Source organism: Nitrospirota bacterium (assembly GCA_016212215.1).
In the GTDB taxonomy this organism is placed as follows: Bacteria; Nitrospirota; 9FT-COMBO-42-15; order HDB-SIOI813; family HDB-SIOI813; genus JACRGV01.
On the sequence record JACRGV010000098.1, the window covers coordinates 1 to 18498 of the forward strand.

The 18498-nt window shown below is 42.4% G+C and carries 16 protein-coding genes and 1 riboswitch; of the genes, 8 read left to right on the plus strand and 8 right to left on the minus strand.

Features of this window, described 5'->3' with window-relative positions:
- Positions 1–389 precede the first annotated feature (389 nt).
- A complete protein-coding gene (locus HZA08_08990) occupies positions 390–2438 on the minus strand; it encodes a methyl-accepting chemotaxis protein (GenBank protein ID MBI5193559.1) in 2049 nt (682 codons plus the stop codon).
- A gap of 301 nt (positions 2439–2739) precedes the next feature.
- On the opposite strand from HZA08_08990, the gene HZA08_08995 reads away from it, so the two are divergent.
- Positions 2740–3228, plus strand: a complete 489-nt coding sequence (locus HZA08_08995) for a response regulator (protein ID MBI5193560.1) — start codon at positions 2740–2742, stop codon at positions 3226–3228.
- A gap of 155 nt (positions 3229–3383) precedes the next feature.
- On the plus strand, positions 3384–3794 hold the full coding sequence (locus HZA08_09000) for a hemerythrin family protein (protein MBI5193561.1): 411 nt from the start codon (positions 3384–3386) through the stop codon (positions 3792–3794).
- A 116-nt stretch (positions 3795–3910) separates the two neighbouring features.
- Here HZA08_09000 and HZA08_09005 read toward each other — a convergent pair whose 3' ends face one another.
- From HZA08_09005 to HZA08_09035, 7 genes are all read right to left on the minus strand, one after another.
- Positions 3911–4399 (minus strand): chemotaxis protein CheW, encoded by a 489-nt coding sequence (locus HZA08_09005; GenBank protein MBI5193562.1) that lies wholly within the window; start codon positions 4397–4399, stop codon positions 3911–3913.
- A 16-nt stretch (positions 4400–4415) separates the two neighbouring features.
- Positions 4416–6017, minus strand: coding sequence for a chemotaxis protein (locus HZA08_09010; protein MBI5193563.1), 1602 nt, complete (start codon positions 6015–6017; stop codon positions 4416–4418).
- An 80-nt stretch (positions 6018–6097) separates the two neighbouring features.
- Entirely contained in the window at positions 6098–8278 is a 2181-nt protein-coding gene (locus HZA08_09015; protein MBI5193564.1) for a chemotaxis protein CheA, read from the minus strand.
- A complete protein-coding gene (locus HZA08_09020; protein MBI5193565.1) occupies positions 8279–8644 on the minus strand; it encodes a response regulator in 366 nt (121 codons plus the stop codon).
- 21 nt (positions 8645–8665) lie between these two features.
- Positions 8666–8977 (minus strand): STAS domain-containing protein, encoded by a 312-nt coding sequence (locus tag HZA08_09025; protein MBI5193566.1) that lies wholly within the window; start codon positions 8975–8977, stop codon positions 8666–8668.
- 12 nt (positions 8978–8989) lie between these two features.
- On the minus strand, positions 8990–10297 hold the full coding sequence (locus HZA08_09030) for a hypothetical protein (protein ID MBI5193567.1): 1308 nt from the start codon (positions 10295–10297) through the stop codon (positions 8990–8992).
- A gap of 70 nt (positions 10298–10367) precedes the next feature.
- Positions 10368–10796, minus strand: a complete 429-nt coding sequence (locus HZA08_09035; GenBank protein MBI5193568.1) for an STAS domain-containing protein — start codon at positions 10794–10796, stop codon at positions 10368–10370.
- Positions 10783–10984, plus strand: a riboswitch (cobalamin riboswitch). (Overlaps the previous gene by 14 nt.)
- A gap of 273 nt (positions 10985–11257) precedes the next feature.
- Here HZA08_09035 and HZA08_09040 point away from each other — a divergent pair.
- From HZA08_09040 to HZA08_09065, 6 genes are all read left to right on the plus strand, one after another.
- Entirely contained in the window at positions 11258–12193 is a 936-nt protein-coding gene (locus HZA08_09040; GenBank protein ID MBI5193569.1) for a cobalamin-binding protein, read from the plus strand.
- 256 nt (positions 12194–12449) lie between these two features.
- Positions 12450–13469 carry an iron ABC transporter permease gene (locus tag HZA08_09045; GenBank protein ID MBI5193570.1) on the plus strand — a complete coding sequence of 340 codons (1020 nt, stop codon included), beginning with the start codon at positions 12450–12452 and terminating at the stop codon, positions 13467–13469.
- A 100-nt stretch (positions 13470–13569) separates the two neighbouring features.
- Positions 13570–14355: an ABC transporter ATP-binding protein gene (locus HZA08_09050; GenBank protein MBI5193571.1), complete on the plus strand. Its 786-nt coding sequence runs from the start codon at positions 13570–13572 to the stop codon at positions 14353–14355.
- Positions 14356–14476: 121 nt separating this feature from the next.
- The gene (locus HZA08_09055; GenBank protein ID MBI5193572.1) at positions 14477–15289 is read left to right on the plus strand and encodes an energy transducer TonB; all 813 of its coding nucleotides are present in this window, start codon (positions 14477–14479) and stop codon (positions 15287–15289) included.
- 112 nt (positions 15290–15401) lie between these two features.
- Positions 15402–17252 (plus strand): TonB-dependent receptor, encoded by a 1851-nt coding sequence (locus HZA08_09060; protein MBI5193573.1) that lies wholly within the window; start codon positions 15402–15404, stop codon positions 17250–17252.
- Between the two features lie 130 nt (positions 17253–17382).
- The gene (locus HZA08_09065; protein ID MBI5193574.1) at positions 17383–18153 is read left to right on the plus strand and encodes a bifunctional adenosylcobinamide kinase/adenosylcobinamide-phosphate guanylyltransferase; all 771 of its coding nucleotides are present in this window, start codon (positions 17383–17385) and stop codon (positions 18151–18153) included.
- The last annotated feature ends 345 nt before the right edge of the window (positions 18154–18498 follow it).

Consider the following 18498-nt stretch of genomic DNA (forward strand, 5'->3'; position numbering starts at 1 on the left):
CCCCCATGCCCCCCCTTGAACAAAGGGGGGGATTGCCGTTGGCCATTGAGCACCAAAGGAACTTTCCCCCCCTTAACAAGGGGGGGCTTGGGGGGGTGGTTTTCATCCTCCTTTGTGAAACCTCCGTTTCATGACAGTTCACCCGAAAATCTCTCCGGCGGGGTAAGAAAACCCCGCCTATCCCTATCTACGAGGATAGGCGGGACTTTCTTGTCCCGCTGATTTTCATGGCCCTTTGTGAGCGCCTCGCTCATGAGGGTTCATCCGAAAATCCTTCTTAACGCTGAAGGTTCCCCCCCTTAAATTAAGATGGATGCATTGTTCTTCTATGCATTTCATAACTCCCCCTTATCCCCCTCTTATCTTAAAGAGGGGGATTTTGATGCTCCCTACACCTTGAATCGGTTGACTGTCTGGTGCAGACTCAAAGCAAGGTTACGCAATCCATCTGAAGACTGAGCGGTATGGGATGCAGCAGTATTATTATCCTTACACAGATTGGATATCCTCTCTATATTATTAGCAATCTCAGAAGAAACGGCACTTTGCTCTTCTGAGGCCGCTGCAATCTGCATGACCATGTCCATGACCTTTTGAGAGCCTTCTACAATCTGACATAATGCCTGACCGGCCTCATTGGCAAGCTTTACGCCGCTTTCCACCTCACCGCTGCCTTCCTGCATAGTGATAACTGCCTTGCTAATATCCTGCTGAATCGTGCCAATCATGTTACCGATCTCGGTTGTTGCCTTTGTCGTCCGTTCTGCCAATTTACGTACCTCATCGGCAACGACTGCAAACCCCCTGCCTTGTTCACTTGCGCGTGCTGCCTCAATTGCAGCGTTTAAGGCCAAAAGGTTTGTCTGATCTGCAATATTATCAATCACCGATACAATCTCACCAATCTGTTTTGAACTTGTACCTAACGCCTCTATTACCCCTGCGGCATCCTTTACAGACATTGCGATCTTTTCCATTCCTCTGATGGCATCTTCTACAACCTTTCCACCCATTTCAGCCGTTTCCTGTGCACTCTTGGAAAAACCGGCTACGTTAGAGGCGTTCTTAGCAACCTCGCTTACAGAGGAACTCATCTCTTCTATAGCAGTGGCTACCTGAAAAGTCTGCTGGGTCTGGTCTGAAGAACCGCTAGACATCTGCTCCGACATTGCCGAAAGTTCAACCGCGGAAGAGGATACCTTTTCTGTCGCCTGTTTGACCTGCTGAATAATGACCTGCAACTGATCCATAAATTGGTTGAATGCCACTGATGTTAAACCTATTTCATCATGAGAACTGGTGTCAAGCCGGAATGTCAGGTCACCTGCCCCGCCTGCTAACTGGCTCATTGAGTTGCGAAGGTGATCAATCCTGCGTGTCTTCTCATTAACCAGTATCAAAACAAACATTACTAATGCGATTACAACACCAATCAGGATAATCGTAAGAATCATTCCCCTGGCACTCTGACCGGTAACCTGCCTGGCCTTTTCACTACTTGACACTGTCACTGCAGCCGATACGGCGAGGACACTATCAATGGCCTCTGTAGATTTTGTAATCCATTCCTGTTGATTGACATTATATTTACCGTCAGCAGCAGCTTTGTGAACATCACTATATATTCCATTATCAAAAATCATTAAACCCTTTTCCATCTCTTCTATGGCCCGTTTAATACGGGGATCCACATCCTTATATTCCTTCAACGGCAGTATCTCTTTTTTACCAAGTTCAACTACAGCACGAAACTCTTTTAAATTTTCCATCACCTTTGACGCAACAGGCTGCCCTGCAGCAATCGCAGAGGCATACATGGCACGTTCTCTACCCATGTTTTCTGATATTAACCATACTGCATGTTTCAAGACCATGTTATCCTGTGTGATCTGTTGAAGCGGCTCAGAAGAAGCAAATGCAGTCTGACGAAGCCTTGCCGCACTTTGGATGACACTCGTCATAGCTGTAAACCAGTCTGCAACCTGAATATCCCGATTATTGCCCCGAATGCTTGTGTCCACTCGCTTCCGCGTATTAACCATATTATCATACGCATGCAATGTCTGATTATAAGCATAGGCAAAACTGGAGTCCGGTTCTTTCTCTGCTATCTCCTTTGCCGGCAACAATGCACGTTTCAGATTTTCATCTCCTTCAACGCGCAGGTCATTGACTTTACTCAGGATACTTGAGTCAGCGGCCCCTGAAGCGGAAAGTGCCGCAGAAGTCATCCCGCGTTCCAGCGCTTCTTTGGATGCCGCTACAATAATCTTATCAGCCATATCATTCATGACTGAAAGCCTCTGTGCTACCTCCCGCTTATGATATGCATTCCATCCCAATAAGGTCATAAGGCAAACACAAAGAAGGGAAAAGCCGATTACAGTACCATTAAGCAACAAGCGGACGCTTACATTCTTAAATAGATTATTGAGCATAGTCATCTCCTTTATTATCTAAACATTCAGGAAACTTAATCGGATTCTATCCTGATCAATAAATACCTTATAGAAGGTATTTCTATCCTTTTAAATTCAATTCAGGCACTGGTGGTGTTATCTTCATTCCTAAATCTAATGTCTGATGTCATGGTCCATTGTCTGAAGAACAGCCCATTAATGGAATATTGTACTGAAATACCATGAAGATGGTATGTTCATCCATATCTCAGTTACCGAAATGAGAAATTAAAATTTGATGGTAAATGGGAGATAATATTAATGGCGTAAAAGGAGCCCTATGACAAAAGTAATGAGAAAGGGAAGATCATTCAAAAAAAAAGTTCTTGTGGCAGAGGACAATCAATTTGTAAGAGAATATATTCAAGAGCTGTTCTCTATAAATGGCTATGAGGTAATGGCTGTTTCTTCTGCCTCAGAAGCTATACATATACTCGGCACAGAATACTTCCCTGTTGTTATCACAGAACTAATAATTAATGATCGTCAGGGTTTGGAGATTTTAGACTATATACGTCAGCGATATATCTGCACTGCTGTGATTGTTGTTACAACCTACAGGGAGATAGATTTGTTGACCAGGGCACTTAGTATGGGTGCCTATGACTACATCAACAAACCTTTTACGCCTCATATATTGCTGCATCGTGTTGCACAGGCTGTTGATCATATTTATTTGCAGAAAATTATTTCATCAGGGTCTGTTTATACTGTAAACGATGAACAATGCCGTATTTGCAGGGATATTCATGATGTTACAATGGATTGAAGCTGCAGGCTTATAGCTGTATCAGGCCATGCGTTAGTGCGTATTTAATAATATCACTGAGACTGTGAAGGGTCACTTTATTCATGATATTTTTTCTGTGGGTTTCCATGGTGTATGATCAATAATAATGCAAACATGCAGGTAATAAAAGGAAAATGAATATGGCACTACAATGGAATGATAAGTTAAATGTTAATGTTAAAATATTAAATAGCCAGCACAGAAGGCTCATATTCTTGGTAAGCGAGCTCCACAATTTTATGTGCACAGGCAAACCACATGATATGCTCTGCAAAACCCTGAATTCCCTGAGTGATTACACGGTATATCATTTCAGGGAAGAGGAAAGGCTGATGATGTTACATGGGTATCAGGATTATGACCTTCACAAAATAGAGCACGACAACTTCATAATAAAATTAAGAGAGTGTAAAAAGAAATATGACGCAGGAAGAATAACAGTTTCTATAGAACTGATGATTTTTTTGATGGACTGGGTTAATGGCCATATAATAGGTACTGATAAGAAGTATTCCCAGTTCTTCAATGACATAGGCGTGATGTAGAACGGTGGCTGCTACTCCTGCCTCCTCCTAACCCCCTCCCGTCATTTTAATTCTGGGAGGGGGGATAAAACTATGTATCCTCTCCCTTGAGTGGAGATGTCCGGGTGAGTGTGAGGTTACGAATTCACCACCGCCAGCTCATCAAGCGTCAGCACCCTATCAATATTAATGAGAATTTTTACCTTTCCTTTTACCTTCCCCATTCCGAGAATAAAGTCTGTCTTAATTGTGCTTCCAAGGGAAGGGGCTGGTTCTATATCCTTAGCATTAATATCAAGTACCTCTGAGACTGTGTCAACAACAATTCCCATTAAGCTATTCTCAATGTCAACAACTATAGTACAGGTCTCTTTTGTATACCCTGCCTCAGGCATCCCGAATTTAAGCCTTAAATCAACTACAGGAATAACCTTTCCCCTCAGGTTAATAATACCCTTTATAAATTGAGGGACCTGCGGGACCGGCGTTATTTCCATGAGTCCTATTATCTCCCGAACCCTCAGTATCTCCAATCCATACTCCTCATGATTTAATACAAATGTCAGATACTTTTCTTCAAGGGCAGAGACATCTGAGCTGTTTGTCTTTTCTAATGCAGTGTCCATATATTATCCCCCCTTATTAAAAACCCTTAAAGGATTCATCATCCATTGGTATAGTGTCTGATTGAGTGTTATCATATGATGCCTTATATGCAGATTTATGATGAGCATGTTCACTGCGTGAAGATGTGCCTGCAAAGGCATGTTTTCCATGCTGATTTTTCTTTGTAAATGATTGGGTAAATCCACTAAATTTAGAGGTAACTTTATGGGTTGCCCCACCTTCTGACACACCAACTAATTGAGAAAGGTCGTCCACTATCTTTGTGAGGCTCTCTGCCTGTGCTGACAATTCCTCGCTTGCAGCAGCAGACTCTTCTGCTGAACTTGCATTCTGCTGTGTAACCTGATCCATCTGATTGACGGCAGTATTCATCTGATTGACACCTTCAGCCTGTTCCTGGCTCGCTGCTGCAATCTCTGCAACGAGGTCAGTAACCCTCTTTACATTTGTTACTATATTATTGAGTGAGTCGCTTACCTTCTTTGTAATCTCTGTCCCGTTCTGAATCTTATCAACGCTTTCTTCAATCAGAGATGCAGTATCTTTTGCTGCAGACGCGCTTCGCTGGGCAAGGTTCCTGACCTCTTCAGCAACCACGGCAAACCCTTTTCCATGTTCACCGGCCCTTGCTGCCTCAACTGCGGCATTCAAAGCAAGCAGGTTGGTCTGGAATGCGATCTCTTCAATAACCTTTATTATCTTTGAAATCTTGTCTGAACTATCATTAATTGCAGACATTGCCCCTTCTAATTCTGTCATTGACTTTGCCCCTTCATTTGCAGAGCTTCTTGTTTCCTGTGCTATCTGGTTTGCCTGTTTTGCATTGTTCGCATTCTGCCTGGACATAGAGGCCAATTCCTCAAGTGTTGCTGATGACTCCTGCAGTGATGATGCCTGTTCAGTAGCACCCTGGGCAACCGACTGACTGGATGAAGAGACCTGAGAAGATGCAGATGACATCTGATTAGCAGTATCCGTAAGGTTATTAACAGTGGTTGAAAGCAGTCCCCGGATATTCTTATATAACAGGAAGGCGGTTAAACTACCGACAATTACGCCGATTATTGAAAACAGGATTGAATAAAATTGAGTTTTATTTGACAGGACGATTGTGTTATTTTTTTCCTGCTCCATAAGTGCCTGCTGGCTCTCAATAATGCCATTGATGTTTTCACGTATTTGCTTTGCAAGCGGCGCGGCCTTGGTTGCTAATAGAAATACATCATACTTCATATTCTTCCCATTATTCTCAACAAGCCTGTTTCCGGCATCTGTATGTGCAATAGTCTCTACTTCTTTCTGAATTGTAAAAAAATCTTCTGTCAGGTCTTTTACCTTGCTGAACCTGTCTTTATTCGCATGGACTGTCCATTGCTGAGACAGTGGCTCAATCTTTTTTATACGGTCTGTCATTTCTTTCACAGCATTTGCCCTGTCTTCTTTAAATTGTGTATTTCCTGTTAAGATATAGCCTCTTAAACCGGCCAATGATGCTTCCAGATTCCCCATCAAAACGGTTGAGTTGTATATTGATGGGTAACGTAAGTCCAGTGTCTTCTCAGTGGATTTCCGTGTCTTTGATACCGTAACAGTTGTTATGGTCCCTATGATGGCCATCAGGAGTACAAGGGTCCCAAAGCCTAATATGAGTTTTTTTTCCTACTGTCATCTGCATCTTCTTACCCTCCTCTTAGTTATTATTGTTTTGCATATAAAGAAGCTTCTATTAGCCCCCGTACATCCAATATGAGTCCAACCTTGCCATCTCCAAGAATGGCACCTCCTGCAATACCTTTAACATCCTTGAATGTATCACCAAGTGTCTTTATGACGACCTGCTGCTGACCTATCAGCTCATCCACCAGGATACATGCACGCATCCCGTCATTCTCAACAACAACCAGCAGTGCATCGCATGGATTTTTATGGTCATCTTTTTTCTTGTAAAGTTTGTTAAGCCTCAATATCGGTAACAATGACCCCCTGAGATTGCACAGCTCACCACGTTCCTGTACTGTAATGAGCTCTTCCTTTTTAGGTCTTAATGATTCTTCAATAGAAAGGGTAGGGATGATATATCTTTCTATTCCTGTCTGAACAACCATTCCGTCAATAATAGCGAGTGTCAGCGGAAGCGTTATAGAGATATTTGTGCCCTGGTTTTCTTTGCTCTGTATATCTATGCGTCCCCTGAGTTTCTCTATATTTTTCCGTACAACATCCATCCCGACACCTCTCCCTGATATGTCCGTGACCTTCTCTGCTGTTGAGAATCCGGGATAGAATATCAGTTGGTATATCTGTTGTTCAGATACATCCGTGGGATCATTTATCAAACCACGCTCAAGGGCCTTCTCGATTATCCTTTCCCTGTTTAATCCCTTTCCATCATCACTTATCTCTATGACAATATTTCCGCCCCTGTGGAATGCATTGAGATGAACAGTCCCTTTCTCAGATTTTCCTTTGTTCTTTCTCTCTTCAGGTGCCTCTATCCCGTGGTCAACAGAATTCCTCAATATATGTACAAGCGGGTCGCTGATCTCCTCTATAACGGTCTTATCTAATTCCGTATCTTCCCCGGAGATTATAAGGTCCACATTTTTCCCTGCTTTTTTTGCAACATCTCTTACAACCCTCATCATTTTCTGGAATGTCTGTTTCAACGGCATCATACGCATTGACATTACCTGGTCTTGTATATCTCTTGTTATCTTCCCAAGATGGGCAATGTCTTTGCTGACGCTCTGCCCTGACAGTTGTGTGGTTGAAGAGTTCTGGCTTATTAACGTATGAGTTATTACAAGTTCACCTACTAAATTTACAAGACAGTCTACCTTCTCTATGTCAACCTTGATTGCATTAGCAGGCCCTTTTGTCCCTATCTTCTGGAGCTGCTGAATCTCTAATGCAGTTTTTAATTTATCTTCAGGCAGGATCCCTTCTTCAACTAATATTTCACCTAACTTTCTCTCCTGAAGCCGTAATGCCTTATTTAACTGCTCTTCACTAATCTCTCCGGTTGCAAGTAGGATTTCTCCGATTTTAGGGACGCATCCAGATTCAGTTGGAGTAACAAAGGATAATTCTTCTTCTGTTAACAAATGTACTGTTATCTCACCTATTGCAATTGCAAACTCGAATATATCGTTTAAAAACTCATTGTTTCCATTAGTAGAAAATACAAGCCATATATCATCAAGATAGAGCATGTAAGGATTAATTTCTTTGAGGGATGGGATATGCTCGGATGAACACCTGACTAACAGCACCTCACCGCCGAACGTCAGGTTTTTCAGGAGAACAAGCGGGTCCATACCTTTATAGAAACAATATTTACTAAGTGCGATAGAAATCTGATATACCTGCCTGCCTTCTCTTATTTGGTTAATGATAGTGCTTCTTTCATCTTTTTTCCATGTCCTGATGAATACCCTGTTTATCCCCTCATCAGATGTCTTTTTTTGTACTACATCTATCTGTTCTTTTTTAGGCAGTAATGCCCGAATCTGGTTTACTGTATTTTCATAATTAACTTCATTCTGTTCACTGCCGGTCTGAATATTAGTGATAATCTCTTTTATCTGATCAGAACCTGTGAAAAGGGTATCAATCATCTTTTCAGAGGTTACCTCACCAACATCTTCTTTCCTCATGAGATCAAGAAGGTCTTCGCATGCATGAGCCAGTTTCGAAATAGAGTGGAATTCAAATATACTGGATGTCCCCTTCAGTGTGTGCATACTCCTGAAGATGGCATCCAGCGTCTCTTTATCACCGGGGTTGTGTTCAAGTTGTAGTAAGAGTTCATCCAGATTGCTTAATATGTCATCCGCCTCTGAATAAAACGTCTCTTTTAATTTCTCAATATCTTCCATTTACGGACACACTTTCTTAACAACAGCAATAAGCTGTTCGGGTTTAAATGGTTTTATTATCCATCCGGTTGCCCCGGCAGTTTTCCCTTCTTCCTTCTTCTCAGGCTGTGATTCTGTTGATAAAACTATTATTGGCGTAAATTTATGTGATGCCAGTTTTTTGATCTCTTTAATTAGAGTGATCCCATCCATATTCGGCATATTTATATCTGTGATTATCAGATTGAACCTGTTACCGTTTAATTTTGAAATGGCATCCTTGCCGTCATTTGCAAGTAATACGTTATAACCTTCTTTTTCAAGGGTTGTGGCTATTGTCTGTCGCATAGTTGCTGAGTCATCAACTGCAAGGATACTTTTTACCATTAATTTACCTCCTGTGTCTTGTTAGTTTTTTTCAACCTTAAACAATACATCCATCCTCAATGTCTCAAATATCTCTTTTATATTTCCGTGAGTAGAGGTTATCCTGAGGTCACCGCCGATGTCTTTAAATTTATTATAAAATAAAAGCAGTTTTCCTATGCCGTGACTGTTGATGCTTTCAACTGCATTCATGTCTATGATTGCCTCTTTTTTCCCTGAGGTAAGTACCTCATACATGGTCTCCCTGAAATTATTTGCTGCATGAGCATTGTCCAGGTCACCATGAACTTCAATTAATGCCTTGCCATTACTTTCCCTTATGTTGCATATCATTTTTACCCTCCATTAAAATAATTCTACATTATCTCCGAGGCTGTTATCTTTTTTAGCAGCAGGGCCTGATGATACTGTTCCCATAATCGCTTCCTTCTGATTTAATCTATCCAGGACGTATCTTTCTTCAGCCACTGTGTATAACTTTTGAAGATCATTAAACATATCTTTTTTGATGTTGTCCTTCTTGTTTTCAATTTTTGTTGTTTCCCTGGAATTCAGGGAAATCTCTTCTGCATTTTCTATCTCTTCATTCTTTAGTATCCGGTCATAACTGCTTTCGAGTGTGCACAATCTTTCTTTTAACTTCTCAAGAGGTTCTATAACATGTTCTATCTCCTGGTGTGTGATGTCCTGGAATTGCAGGGCATATAGGGCCTTTTCTATATCATCTGTTATTACGTTATAAGTACCTGCAAGTGTTTCCATAGCATCATAAATATTTGTAATGGATTTCTTGAATTTGTATGTTACTTCTCTTATACTCCTTTCCGATGGCTCAATCTTATTAATGTTACTGCTAATACTCGTCTTCATGTTTTTATGTATGAGGTTAATCGTCTCCCTTGATGTCTGTGCAATTTTATTGATATTAGTAGATGTCTCTGTTGATTTAGTTGCGAGCTTTCTTACCTCATCTGCTACTACTGCAAACCCCCGGCCATGGTCACCTGCACGTGCCGCTTCTATGGTTGCATTGAGTGCAAGGAGATTTGTCTGGTCTGCTATATACTCTATTTCTTTTACAAACTTTGAGATGCCTTCAAAGTTATTTGAGATAGTCTGAAGCTCTGATAAAAACTCCTGACTCATATTTGACATCTCACCAAGGACATTCAGGACATTACCTGTGGCCTCTTCATTAATCCTGATTATCCTGTGCACATAAGATTCACCGAAGTCATTATCTCCTGCATTATTATTTGTACCGATGAAATAGTTAACTACAGCATGTGCCTCCTCTGCACCTTCTTTTGCCTCTGCTATAATTAGCCTGAAAGCACTGCCTATTTCCATTGCTGCCTTTTCAGTCTGATCAGTTATATTTTTCAGATTATTAATAAGTATAGGTGTCATCTCGATTCCATAATACGTAGCATCATGAACAGGAGGGAGTTGTACTGATTGTTTATTATCCTCATTATTTGATTTTTCTTTTAATGTTTTTTGAATATTGCTTGAATTATTCTTTGTGAATAAATATGTAGCAAATCCGGAAACAAGGGAAAGGATTAGACCCCCTGCTAACCACCAACCTTGTAAAGCTGTCATAGAGATTATAAGTACCGGCAGCGTTAACAGAATAATATTAATTATCAATTTAAGATAACCTTTCTGTTGCCTAATCGCAGATCACAAATTAATATCAGGCTGTTTATTGTTTATGCTTTTACAAAGATGAACCTAACAGGATGAGATTTTTAACAATACTTTCATTAATATTTATAAATTTTAAATCCTCAATACTTTTCTTTGCAGAAATTAAGATTTGAATAGCCGGTGTAGAGATGTCTTCGAGATGACCTAAATCAATCACAAGTGATTTTGTTACCGTAGAAGAGACGGATGTAATCTTTTCCTTCAAAGCTGTTGCATCATAAATATCCAGAGCGTCCTGTTTAATAATTATTAGATTTTTTTTGACATCACAGTTCATTTTTAACGGTATGCAATTTTCTAACATTACATTCAGGAAACTTAATCGGATTCTATCCTGATCAATAAATACCTTATAGAAGGTATTTCTATCCTTGTTTAGTATGTAGTTTGAAAAATATACTTGACATGGATAAATAAAATATCTTATAAGTATAACCACATCAGGTGTGCTTAACTTTTTAGATCAAGGTTGAGCCAAGAGGGAACCCTGTGTAAACCAGGGGTGGTCCCGCCGCTGTATCTGGGGACGAAAGCCGGAAGAATGCCACTGTGGTGTAAATCACGGGAAGGTACGGCAAGTAGAATGATCCAGGAGCCAGAAGACCTGCCTGATAAACATATAGATACCGTTCCTCCGGAATGTGAGGATATGGTGTATTGCCTCTGGATTGATGAAAAAGGGTAAAATCCTCAGGGCCCGTATTGCGGCTTTGGGGATTTTTTGTTTTTAGGGAAGTAAGTAAGAAGCAAGAAGCAAGAAGCAAGAAAATACAAATAAAAACCCACCCTCACCCGGACCCTCTCCCTGAGGGAGAGGGTGCTAAGATTATTCCCTCCCCTTCAAGGGGAGGTGTAATAAACAAAGATTCCCTCCCCTTCAAGGGGAGGGTTAGGGTGGGGATGGGGTTTTCCATGGTTAATAAATATATAATTGTATTACTAAGTCTCATAACTCTTTTAATGTCATCTTCAGTTGCCAACGCCGCCTCCTTTACTGACGACCTCGGCAGAAAGGTTGAACTTCCAAAGAATCCTGAGCGCATTATCTCACTGGCGCCGAGTATTACAGAGATTTTATTCTTTCTCGGATTAGGGGATAAGGTAACGGCTGTAACTGATTATTGTGATTTTCCTGAAGAGGCAAGGCACAAGACCAAGATAGGCTGGATCATAAGCCCGGATATAGAAAAGATTATCTCACTCAAACCTGACATTGTATTCGCCACCGCAGAAGGCAATCGTTCAGACATAGTGGATACTCTTGAGAGGATAAATATACGGGTATATGTGCTGGACCCGCATAAAGTTGAAGATGTATTGCATGAGATAGTTTCTATAGGTGAGATTACAGGAAGGGTAAAAACAGCAAAGAAAAAGGTTGATGAACTTTCCACCAGGATTAAGACAATAAAAAAGAAGGTTAATATCAAACATAAAGAAAATGAAAGATTCCCGATAAAAAATCTCGGGAATGACAAGATCAGGGTGCTTTACCTTGTGAGTACGGACCCTATTGTATCCGCCGGCCCCGGCAGTTTTATTCATGACATTATCGAATATGCCGGTGGTGAGAACATTCTTGCCCAGTCACCTGTACGTTATCCGAGGGTAGAGATGGAGGAGATTATGCTTAGAGACCCTGAGGTAATTATTGTTTCGGATGACAGCCCTGATATTAGGAATTCATGGAAGATGAGATGGGGCAGTATATCAGCAGTCAAAAATAACAGGATATATACAATTGATCCGGATATTATCAGCAGGCCCGGGCCGAGGATAGTAGAAGGCATCGAGGAGTTTTACAGGGATATTTACATGAAATCCCCCTCCCCTTAATCCCCTCCCGCAAGGGGAGGGGAGATATGAAGGATTGCCTATAATAATCCCCCCTCCCTTGACGGGAGGGGGTTAGGGGGAGGGTGAGCTATGGAGATTTTCGGGTGAACCGTCATGAAACGGGGTTTCACAAAGGGCCATGAAAATCAGCGGGACAAGAAAGTCCCGCCTATCCTCGTAGATAGGGATAGGCGGGGTTTTCTTACCCCGCCGGAAGAGATTTTCGGGTGAACAGGAATAAGTAAAAATAATGCACATGCTTACATTAAGACGCTGGCTATCAATTACAACTTTATTAATGGTTACCTCCATTGCGATAGTGTTTATCGCCATGCTTTTCGGTTCAGAAGTCCTGCGGCCTCTTGATACATTGAATTCATTAATCTCGTTCATCAGGGGACATTCAGGTTCAGAAACCGGATTAACTATACTTTTTAATCTAAGGCTCCCCCGTATACTCCTTGCCTTAGTGGTAGGCGGTTCTCTCGCTGTTACAGGCGGGATATTTCAGACCATATTAAAAAACCCGCTTGCAGACCCTTATCTACTTGGAATATCCGGCGGTGCAGCACTGGGGGTCATAATATCGCTATTCTCAAACATAAATATAAATATATACGGATTTACCTCAACAACCTTCATGGCTTTTACAGGGGCATTGCTGACATTGTTTATTGTGTACAGACTGTCTCGTGTGAACAATAAGATTTCGCCTCAGACAATGCTCATGATGGGGGTAATGGTCAATGCTGTTATATTTGCGATTATTATGTTTTTTACCTCTGTTGTTAATTCCAATCAGATGTTCAGGGTATTCTTCTGGCTGCTAGGTTATCTGAGTTCCCCTGACTATGTCTCTTTAACTGTCATATCTCTTCTATCTCTTGCAGGTATGGTTATAATCCTTTACCACGCAAGACTGTTGAACGTGCTTACGCTTGATGATGATACTGCTCAATCACTCGGCATTAACCTGGAATCCGTCAGGCGGAGGATATTTATTGCAGGTGCATTGCTTATAACCGCAGGGGTATCTGTGTGCGGTCCTATCGGCTTTATAGGAATTATGGTACCACATGCAGTCCGGTTACTGATCGGCATTGATTACAGACTTTTGATACCTGTCTCCTTTGTCGGGGGCGGCATACTGCTCATAGCAGCAGATGCCGTTGCACGAAGCATTATTTCTCCTGCTGAGATACCTGTAGGCATTATCACATCCCTGGCTGGTGCCCCTTTTTTTATATATCTGATGAGGAAGAAGAGGCTGGTGTGACAACAGTGAATGGTGAATAGTGAATGGTAAGCAGAAGAGAAGCAAGAAAATTCCCTCCCCTTCAAGGGGAGGGTTAGGGTGGGGATGGGGTGATTCTCAAATGAATGTTTTTGAATTAACCGGAGTGTACTTCAAATATTCAGAGAAGTGGGTGCTTGACGATATTTCACTTCATGTGGCGAAAGGTGAGATATTTGGGATTATAGGGCCTAATGGTTCAGGGAAGTCATCACTGTTGAGGATAATGGCCAACCTCAATATTCCACAAAAAGGAAGGCAATATTTATACGGCGAGGATACTGTTATGATCAACCGGATGGATTTTGCTAAGAGAGTTGCCTTTGTCCCGCAAGAGTCTCATTTTCTCTTCCCCTTCACCGTGGCTGAAATAGTCTTGATGGGGAGGACACCGTATATAAATGGCCGCTTGTTTGAAAGTTCCCATGATAAAGGACTGGCAATGGATGCCATGAAGTTGATGGATATTGAATGTCTTTCAGAAAGACCTGTGACAGATATATCAGGCGGGGAAAAACAGCGGGCAATAATTGCAAGGGCCTTGGTTCAGGAGCCTGAAGTCCTTATACTGGATGAACCTACAGCATCCCTAGACATCGGGCATCAGATAGAGATATATGAACTATTTGAAAGGCTTAATTTGAAAAGTACAATAATCCTATCCTCGCATGATTTAAACCTTGCGAGCATGTACTGTCACAGGCTCATGCTGTTACATCAGGGTAAGATTTATGCAGTCGGAACCCCGTCTGAGGTTATCACCGCGAAGAACATTCAAGAAGTTTATGGATGTAATGTTATTGTAGACAAACATCCGGTTTCAGGGGAGCCGAGGGTAACTCTACAGACAGTGAATAGTGGTTCGTGAATAGTGAATAGTGAATAGTAAGTAGAAGTAAGAAGTTAGAAGTAAGAGGCAAGTAGTAAGTGGGGAGAAGATTCCCTCCCCTTCAAGGGGAGGGTTAGGGTGGGGATGGGGTTATTTTCGCATGAAGTATAAGTTAACCCTGATGTTTATATTTTCATTCATTGTTCACATAACAATTGCAGGGGCACTGGTGTATGTGCCGTATCAGATTTCTATCAATATCGGGAAAAACTCTACTGGGGAGGTGATTTGGGGAAAGATTCAGGGGAGGGAAGGCGGAAGTAAGAAGGCAGAAGTAAGAAGTAAGAAGTTAGAAGCAAGAAGCAAGAAGTCAGAGCAAGGCATCCCTACCTTTCCGGGAGAGGGGCAGGGGGAATCTCAGAATTCCCTCCCCTTCAAGGGGAGGGTCAGGGTGGGGATGGGGTTATCTTTGGATGAACCGGTCATGAGCGAGGCGCTCACAAAGGACAACGAAAATCCACCCCTTTTTTCAAGGGGGGGCATGGGGGGGTCATTTTCGGATGAACCTAATATTAACACCGGCAATGATGGTGGAGTCCTGTTTGCCTCATCAACTGGGGGGCAATCACATTCTGATGAAGGAGATGAAATAATAAAAGCTGAAAAAGGCCGTATCTACAGTGAACAGCTTAAAGGCCTTATAGGACAGGTTAAGAATGAGATAGAAAAAAATAAATACTATCCATTTCTTGCAAAATTGAATGGTATTGAAGGTACTGTTTATGTAAATTTCCATATAGGCCAGGATGGGAAAACAGGGAGTGTTGCTATACAAAAAACATCAGGGGCAGAGATACTGGATGATTCAGCAGTAAAGACTATTAAGAACTTAAAACCATTCCGCAATATTAATCCAGAATTGCGTGAGCTGGATATTACAGTGCCAATAACGTATAGGCTGAGGGAGGATTAGTGAATGGTGAATAGTGAATGGTGAATAGTGAATGGAAGGAAGAAGTTAGAAGTTAGAAGGCAGAAGCAAGACACAAGACAAACACTAACTAACAACAAGGAGGAGTGACCGGATGAAAAGAAGGATCGTTGTGCTGGGTTGTGCATTAGGCTTATTAATATTTAACAATCTCCATGCTGAGAATATAAAGCTGGATGAGGTTGTTGTGACTGCTACAAAGACAGAGGTCAAGAAATCTGATATCCCTGCCTCAATAACAGTTATAACAGCGGGGGATATAGAAGAAAAGCATGCCACAAGCGTCTCTGACCTACTACGGGATATACCGGGCATAGATGTCAGCCGCCAGGGAGGAGCCGGAAAGATGACATCTGTTTTTATACGAGGGGCAAAATCAGAACATACCCTTGTGTTAATAGATGGAATGAGGGTCAACAGCCCGACAACAGGTGGGTTTGATTTTGCAGACATTACTGTTAATGATATTGAACGGATTGAGATTATCAGGGGACCATCAAGCACCCTTTATGGTTCAGATGCAATAGCCGGTGTTATCCAGATTTTTACAAAGAAGGCAAAGATATCTTCTGCCTCAGCGAGCCTTGAAGGAGGGAGTTTTGGAACCAAAAAAGAGGCTGTCTCATTGGATATTAAACGAAATAATTATGACATGAATCTTTCAGCTTCACATCTGGACACAGATGGATTTTCTACATTCAAAGCCGGGTCAGAAAAGGACGGGTATCAGAATACCTCTGTTTCAGCACGTTTTGGGAAGACAACAGGTAGAGGAAGGATAGACTTGACAGGTCACATGGTAACAGGAAAGACAGATTTGGACGGGTGCAAGTTTGATTCAACATTTACTCCTTATGATTGCGACAACCCTGCGTATCAGCAGGAGCGGCGTCTGGTGCTGGCCGGTTTGAGATACCAGTCACATCCCGGCTCCAGATGGGGGCAGGCCATCTCTGCTTCCATAACAACAGAACATTTGGTGAACAGTGACCCGGACCCTAATGGGATAAATTCTACCATAGATACTGGTATACGCGCCGCAGACTGGCAGAACATTATACAAACAAGCGAAGGAAACCGCCTCACGTTCGGTTATGAGTGGCAAAACAAAGACGGAGATAATAAGGGGAACTTCAACAAGTCATTATCCAATCATGCTGTATACCTGCAGGATCAGTTGGGACTTGGTGCACCTGTACAGCTTCTGGCAGGGGTGCGTTGGGATGACAGTACAATCTACGAAAGTGCGCTGACTTACCGTTTTGGACTGACATGGCTGCAGATGGAGAGCCTTAAGTGGCATGCTCAATATGGGACAGGATTCAAGGGACCTTCTTTGAACGACCTGTTCTGGCCTGGGGCAGGTAATACAAATCTGAAACCTGAGAAAAGCAACAGTCTGGAGGCTGGTGTTGAAACGAATATCTCTGATAGTTTCTCTCTGTCTGTAAGTTATTATCATAATGACTTTAAAGACCTTATTCAATGGGCACCTATAGACCCTTCGGATCCATACAGCCTTTGGAACCCTCAAAATGTGGGACATGCGGTTTCATCAGGTGTAGAGTCTGAGATGCACTGGGCGCCTCTCTCTTTCCTTCAGTTTACAGGTAATTATATTTATGATGATACTGAAGACAAGGCAAATGGCGGTTATCTGATGCGCAGGCCGTTGAACAAATATTCAGCGGATATGAAAATAGGTGATTCCGGCAGGAACATTGGCATACACTTTATTCACGTTGGACGGCGATTTGATTCGCAGGGAAACCTGAATCCTATTTCAGCGTACAACAGGGTAGACCTCACCGGAGCTTATCGTATAGCAGGTTACTTAGAGGTATTCGGCAGGGTAGAGAACCTGCTTGATACGGAATATGAAGAGGCAAAGGGCTACAACACAGCAGGCGTCTCCGGCTATGGCGGGGTTAAGGTAACCTATTAGGAATTTATATAAGAAAATCAGCGGGACAAGAATGTCCCGCCTATCCTCAATTTATTCATGGATAGGTGAGGTCATCCAAATATATTCATGGATAGGCGGGGTTTTCCAACCCCGATGGAGGGATCTTCGGATGAGCAACACAATATTCATCATTGGCGGTGCAAGGTCAGGCAAGAGCGGTTATGCACTGGATCTTGGTTCAACGATACCAGGGCGGAAAGGATTCCTTGCAACAGCAGAGGCATTGGATGAAGAGATGAAGGAGCGTATCTTACTTCATCAAAAGGCACGTTCATTAGAATGGGTGACAATTGAAGAACCTCTTTCCCTTAGTAAGCGGTTGGCGGATATTGTCAGTCTGTATGATGTTGTCATCGTGGACTGCCTCACACTCTGGTTGTCAAATATGCTTGGCCGTGTGGAAGATGGCCAACAGCCAAAAGGCAACGAAAATCCCCCTCCCCTTAATCCCCTCCCGCAAGGGGAGGGGAGATCAGATCGGGCAGTATGGATACCCCCTCCCTTGCCGGGAGGGGGGCAGGGGGAGGGTGAGCTATGGAGATTTTTTGATGAACCAGGGTTCACAAAGGGCCATGAAAATCAGCGGGACAAGAATGTCCCGCCTATCCTCGTAGAAATGGATAGGCGGGGTTTTCTTACCCCGCCGGAGGTATTTTCGGGTGAGCATATTAAGACAGAGATAGAACGCCTGACATCCGTGTTAAAGGACGTTTCATGCAAGGTAATAGTCGTATCCAATGAGGTCGGGCTGGGTATTGTACCGGAAAATAAGACAGCACGTTTGTTCAGAGACCTGGGCGGCTGGATGAATCAGAAAGTTGCCGCTGCTGCTGGCGAGGTTTATCTGGTGACGTGCGGAATACCGGTGAAAATTAAATAAATGTCATTTGAGCCTTCGGTGCACAAAGGGCAATGAAAACCCCACCCTCACCCGGATCCCCCCCTCCTGCCTCCCCCCGCAAAAGAGGGGGGAGGGATTTGGAAGGAATTTAATTGCAGCTCTCCCTGAGGGAGAGGGTGCTTAGTTTATTCCCTCCCCTTCAAGGGGAGGGTTAGGGTGGGGATGGGGTTTATTTTCTAATAAAGGAGGCTCTTGCAAAAGTAATAAAATAAGTGAATTTTTCTGAATTTATTTGGTGTAAAATTGCTCTCCTTTTGGTAGAATATGTTTGTTAAAAAATACCACACAAAAGGAGAGCCGATGAACTTGAGAGATAAAATATCA

Excerpts from the sequence above, each read along its gene's own strand:
- HZA08_09015 (MBI5193564.1), bottom strand. The coding sequence starts at position 8,278 with ATGGAAGATATTGAGAAATTAAAAGAGACGTTTTATTCAGAGGCGGAT.
- HZA08_09045 (MBI5193570.1), top strand. The coding sequence starts at position 12,450 with ATGCTTACATTAAGACGCTGGCTATCAATTACAACTTTATTAATGGTT.
- HZA08_09040 (MBI5193569.1), top strand. The coding sequence starts at position 11,258 with ATGGGGTTTTCCATGGTTAATAAATATATAATTGTATTACTAAGTCTC.
- HZA08_09055 (MBI5193572.1), top strand. The coding sequence starts at position 14,477 with ATGAAGTATAAGTTAACCCTGATGTTTATATTTTCATTCATTGTTCAC.
- HZA08_09005 (MBI5193562.1), bottom strand. The coding sequence starts at position 4,399 with ATGGACACTGCATTAGAAAAGACAAACAGCTCAGATGTCTCTGCCCTT.
- HZA08_09060 (MBI5193573.1), top strand. The coding sequence starts at position 15,402 with ATGAAAAGAAGGATCGTTGTGCTGGGTTGTGCATTAGGCTTATTAATA.
- HZA08_09065 (MBI5193574.1), top strand. The coding sequence starts at position 17,383 with ATGAGCAACACAATATTCATCATTGGCGGTGCAAGGTCAGGCAAGAGC.
- HZA08_09050 (MBI5193571.1), top strand. The coding sequence starts at position 13,570 with ATGAATGTTTTTGAATTAACCGGAGTGTACTTCAAATATTCAGAGAAG.
- HZA08_08995 (MBI5193560.1), top strand. The coding sequence starts at position 2,740 with ATGACAAAAGTAATGAGAAAGGGAAGATCATTCAAAAAAAAAGTTCTT.
- HZA08_09020 (MBI5193565.1), bottom strand. The coding sequence starts at position 8,644 with ATGGTAAAAAGTATCCTTGCAGTTGATGACTCAGCAACTATGCGACAG.
- HZA08_09010 (MBI5193563.1), bottom strand. The coding sequence starts at position 6,017 with ATGGCCATCATAGGGACCATAACAACTGTTACGGTATCAAAGACACGG.
- HZA08_09000 (MBI5193561.1), top strand. The coding sequence starts at position 3,384 with ATGAATATGGCACTACAATGGAATGATAAGTTAAATGTTAATGTTAAA.
- HZA08_09025 (MBI5193566.1), bottom strand. The coding sequence starts at position 8,977 with ATGATATGCAACATAAGGGAAAGTAATGGCAAGGCATTAATTGAAGTT.
- HZA08_08990 (MBI5193559.1), bottom strand. The coding sequence starts at position 2,438 with ATGCTCAATAATCTATTTAAGAATGTAAGCGTCCGCTTGTTGCTTAAT.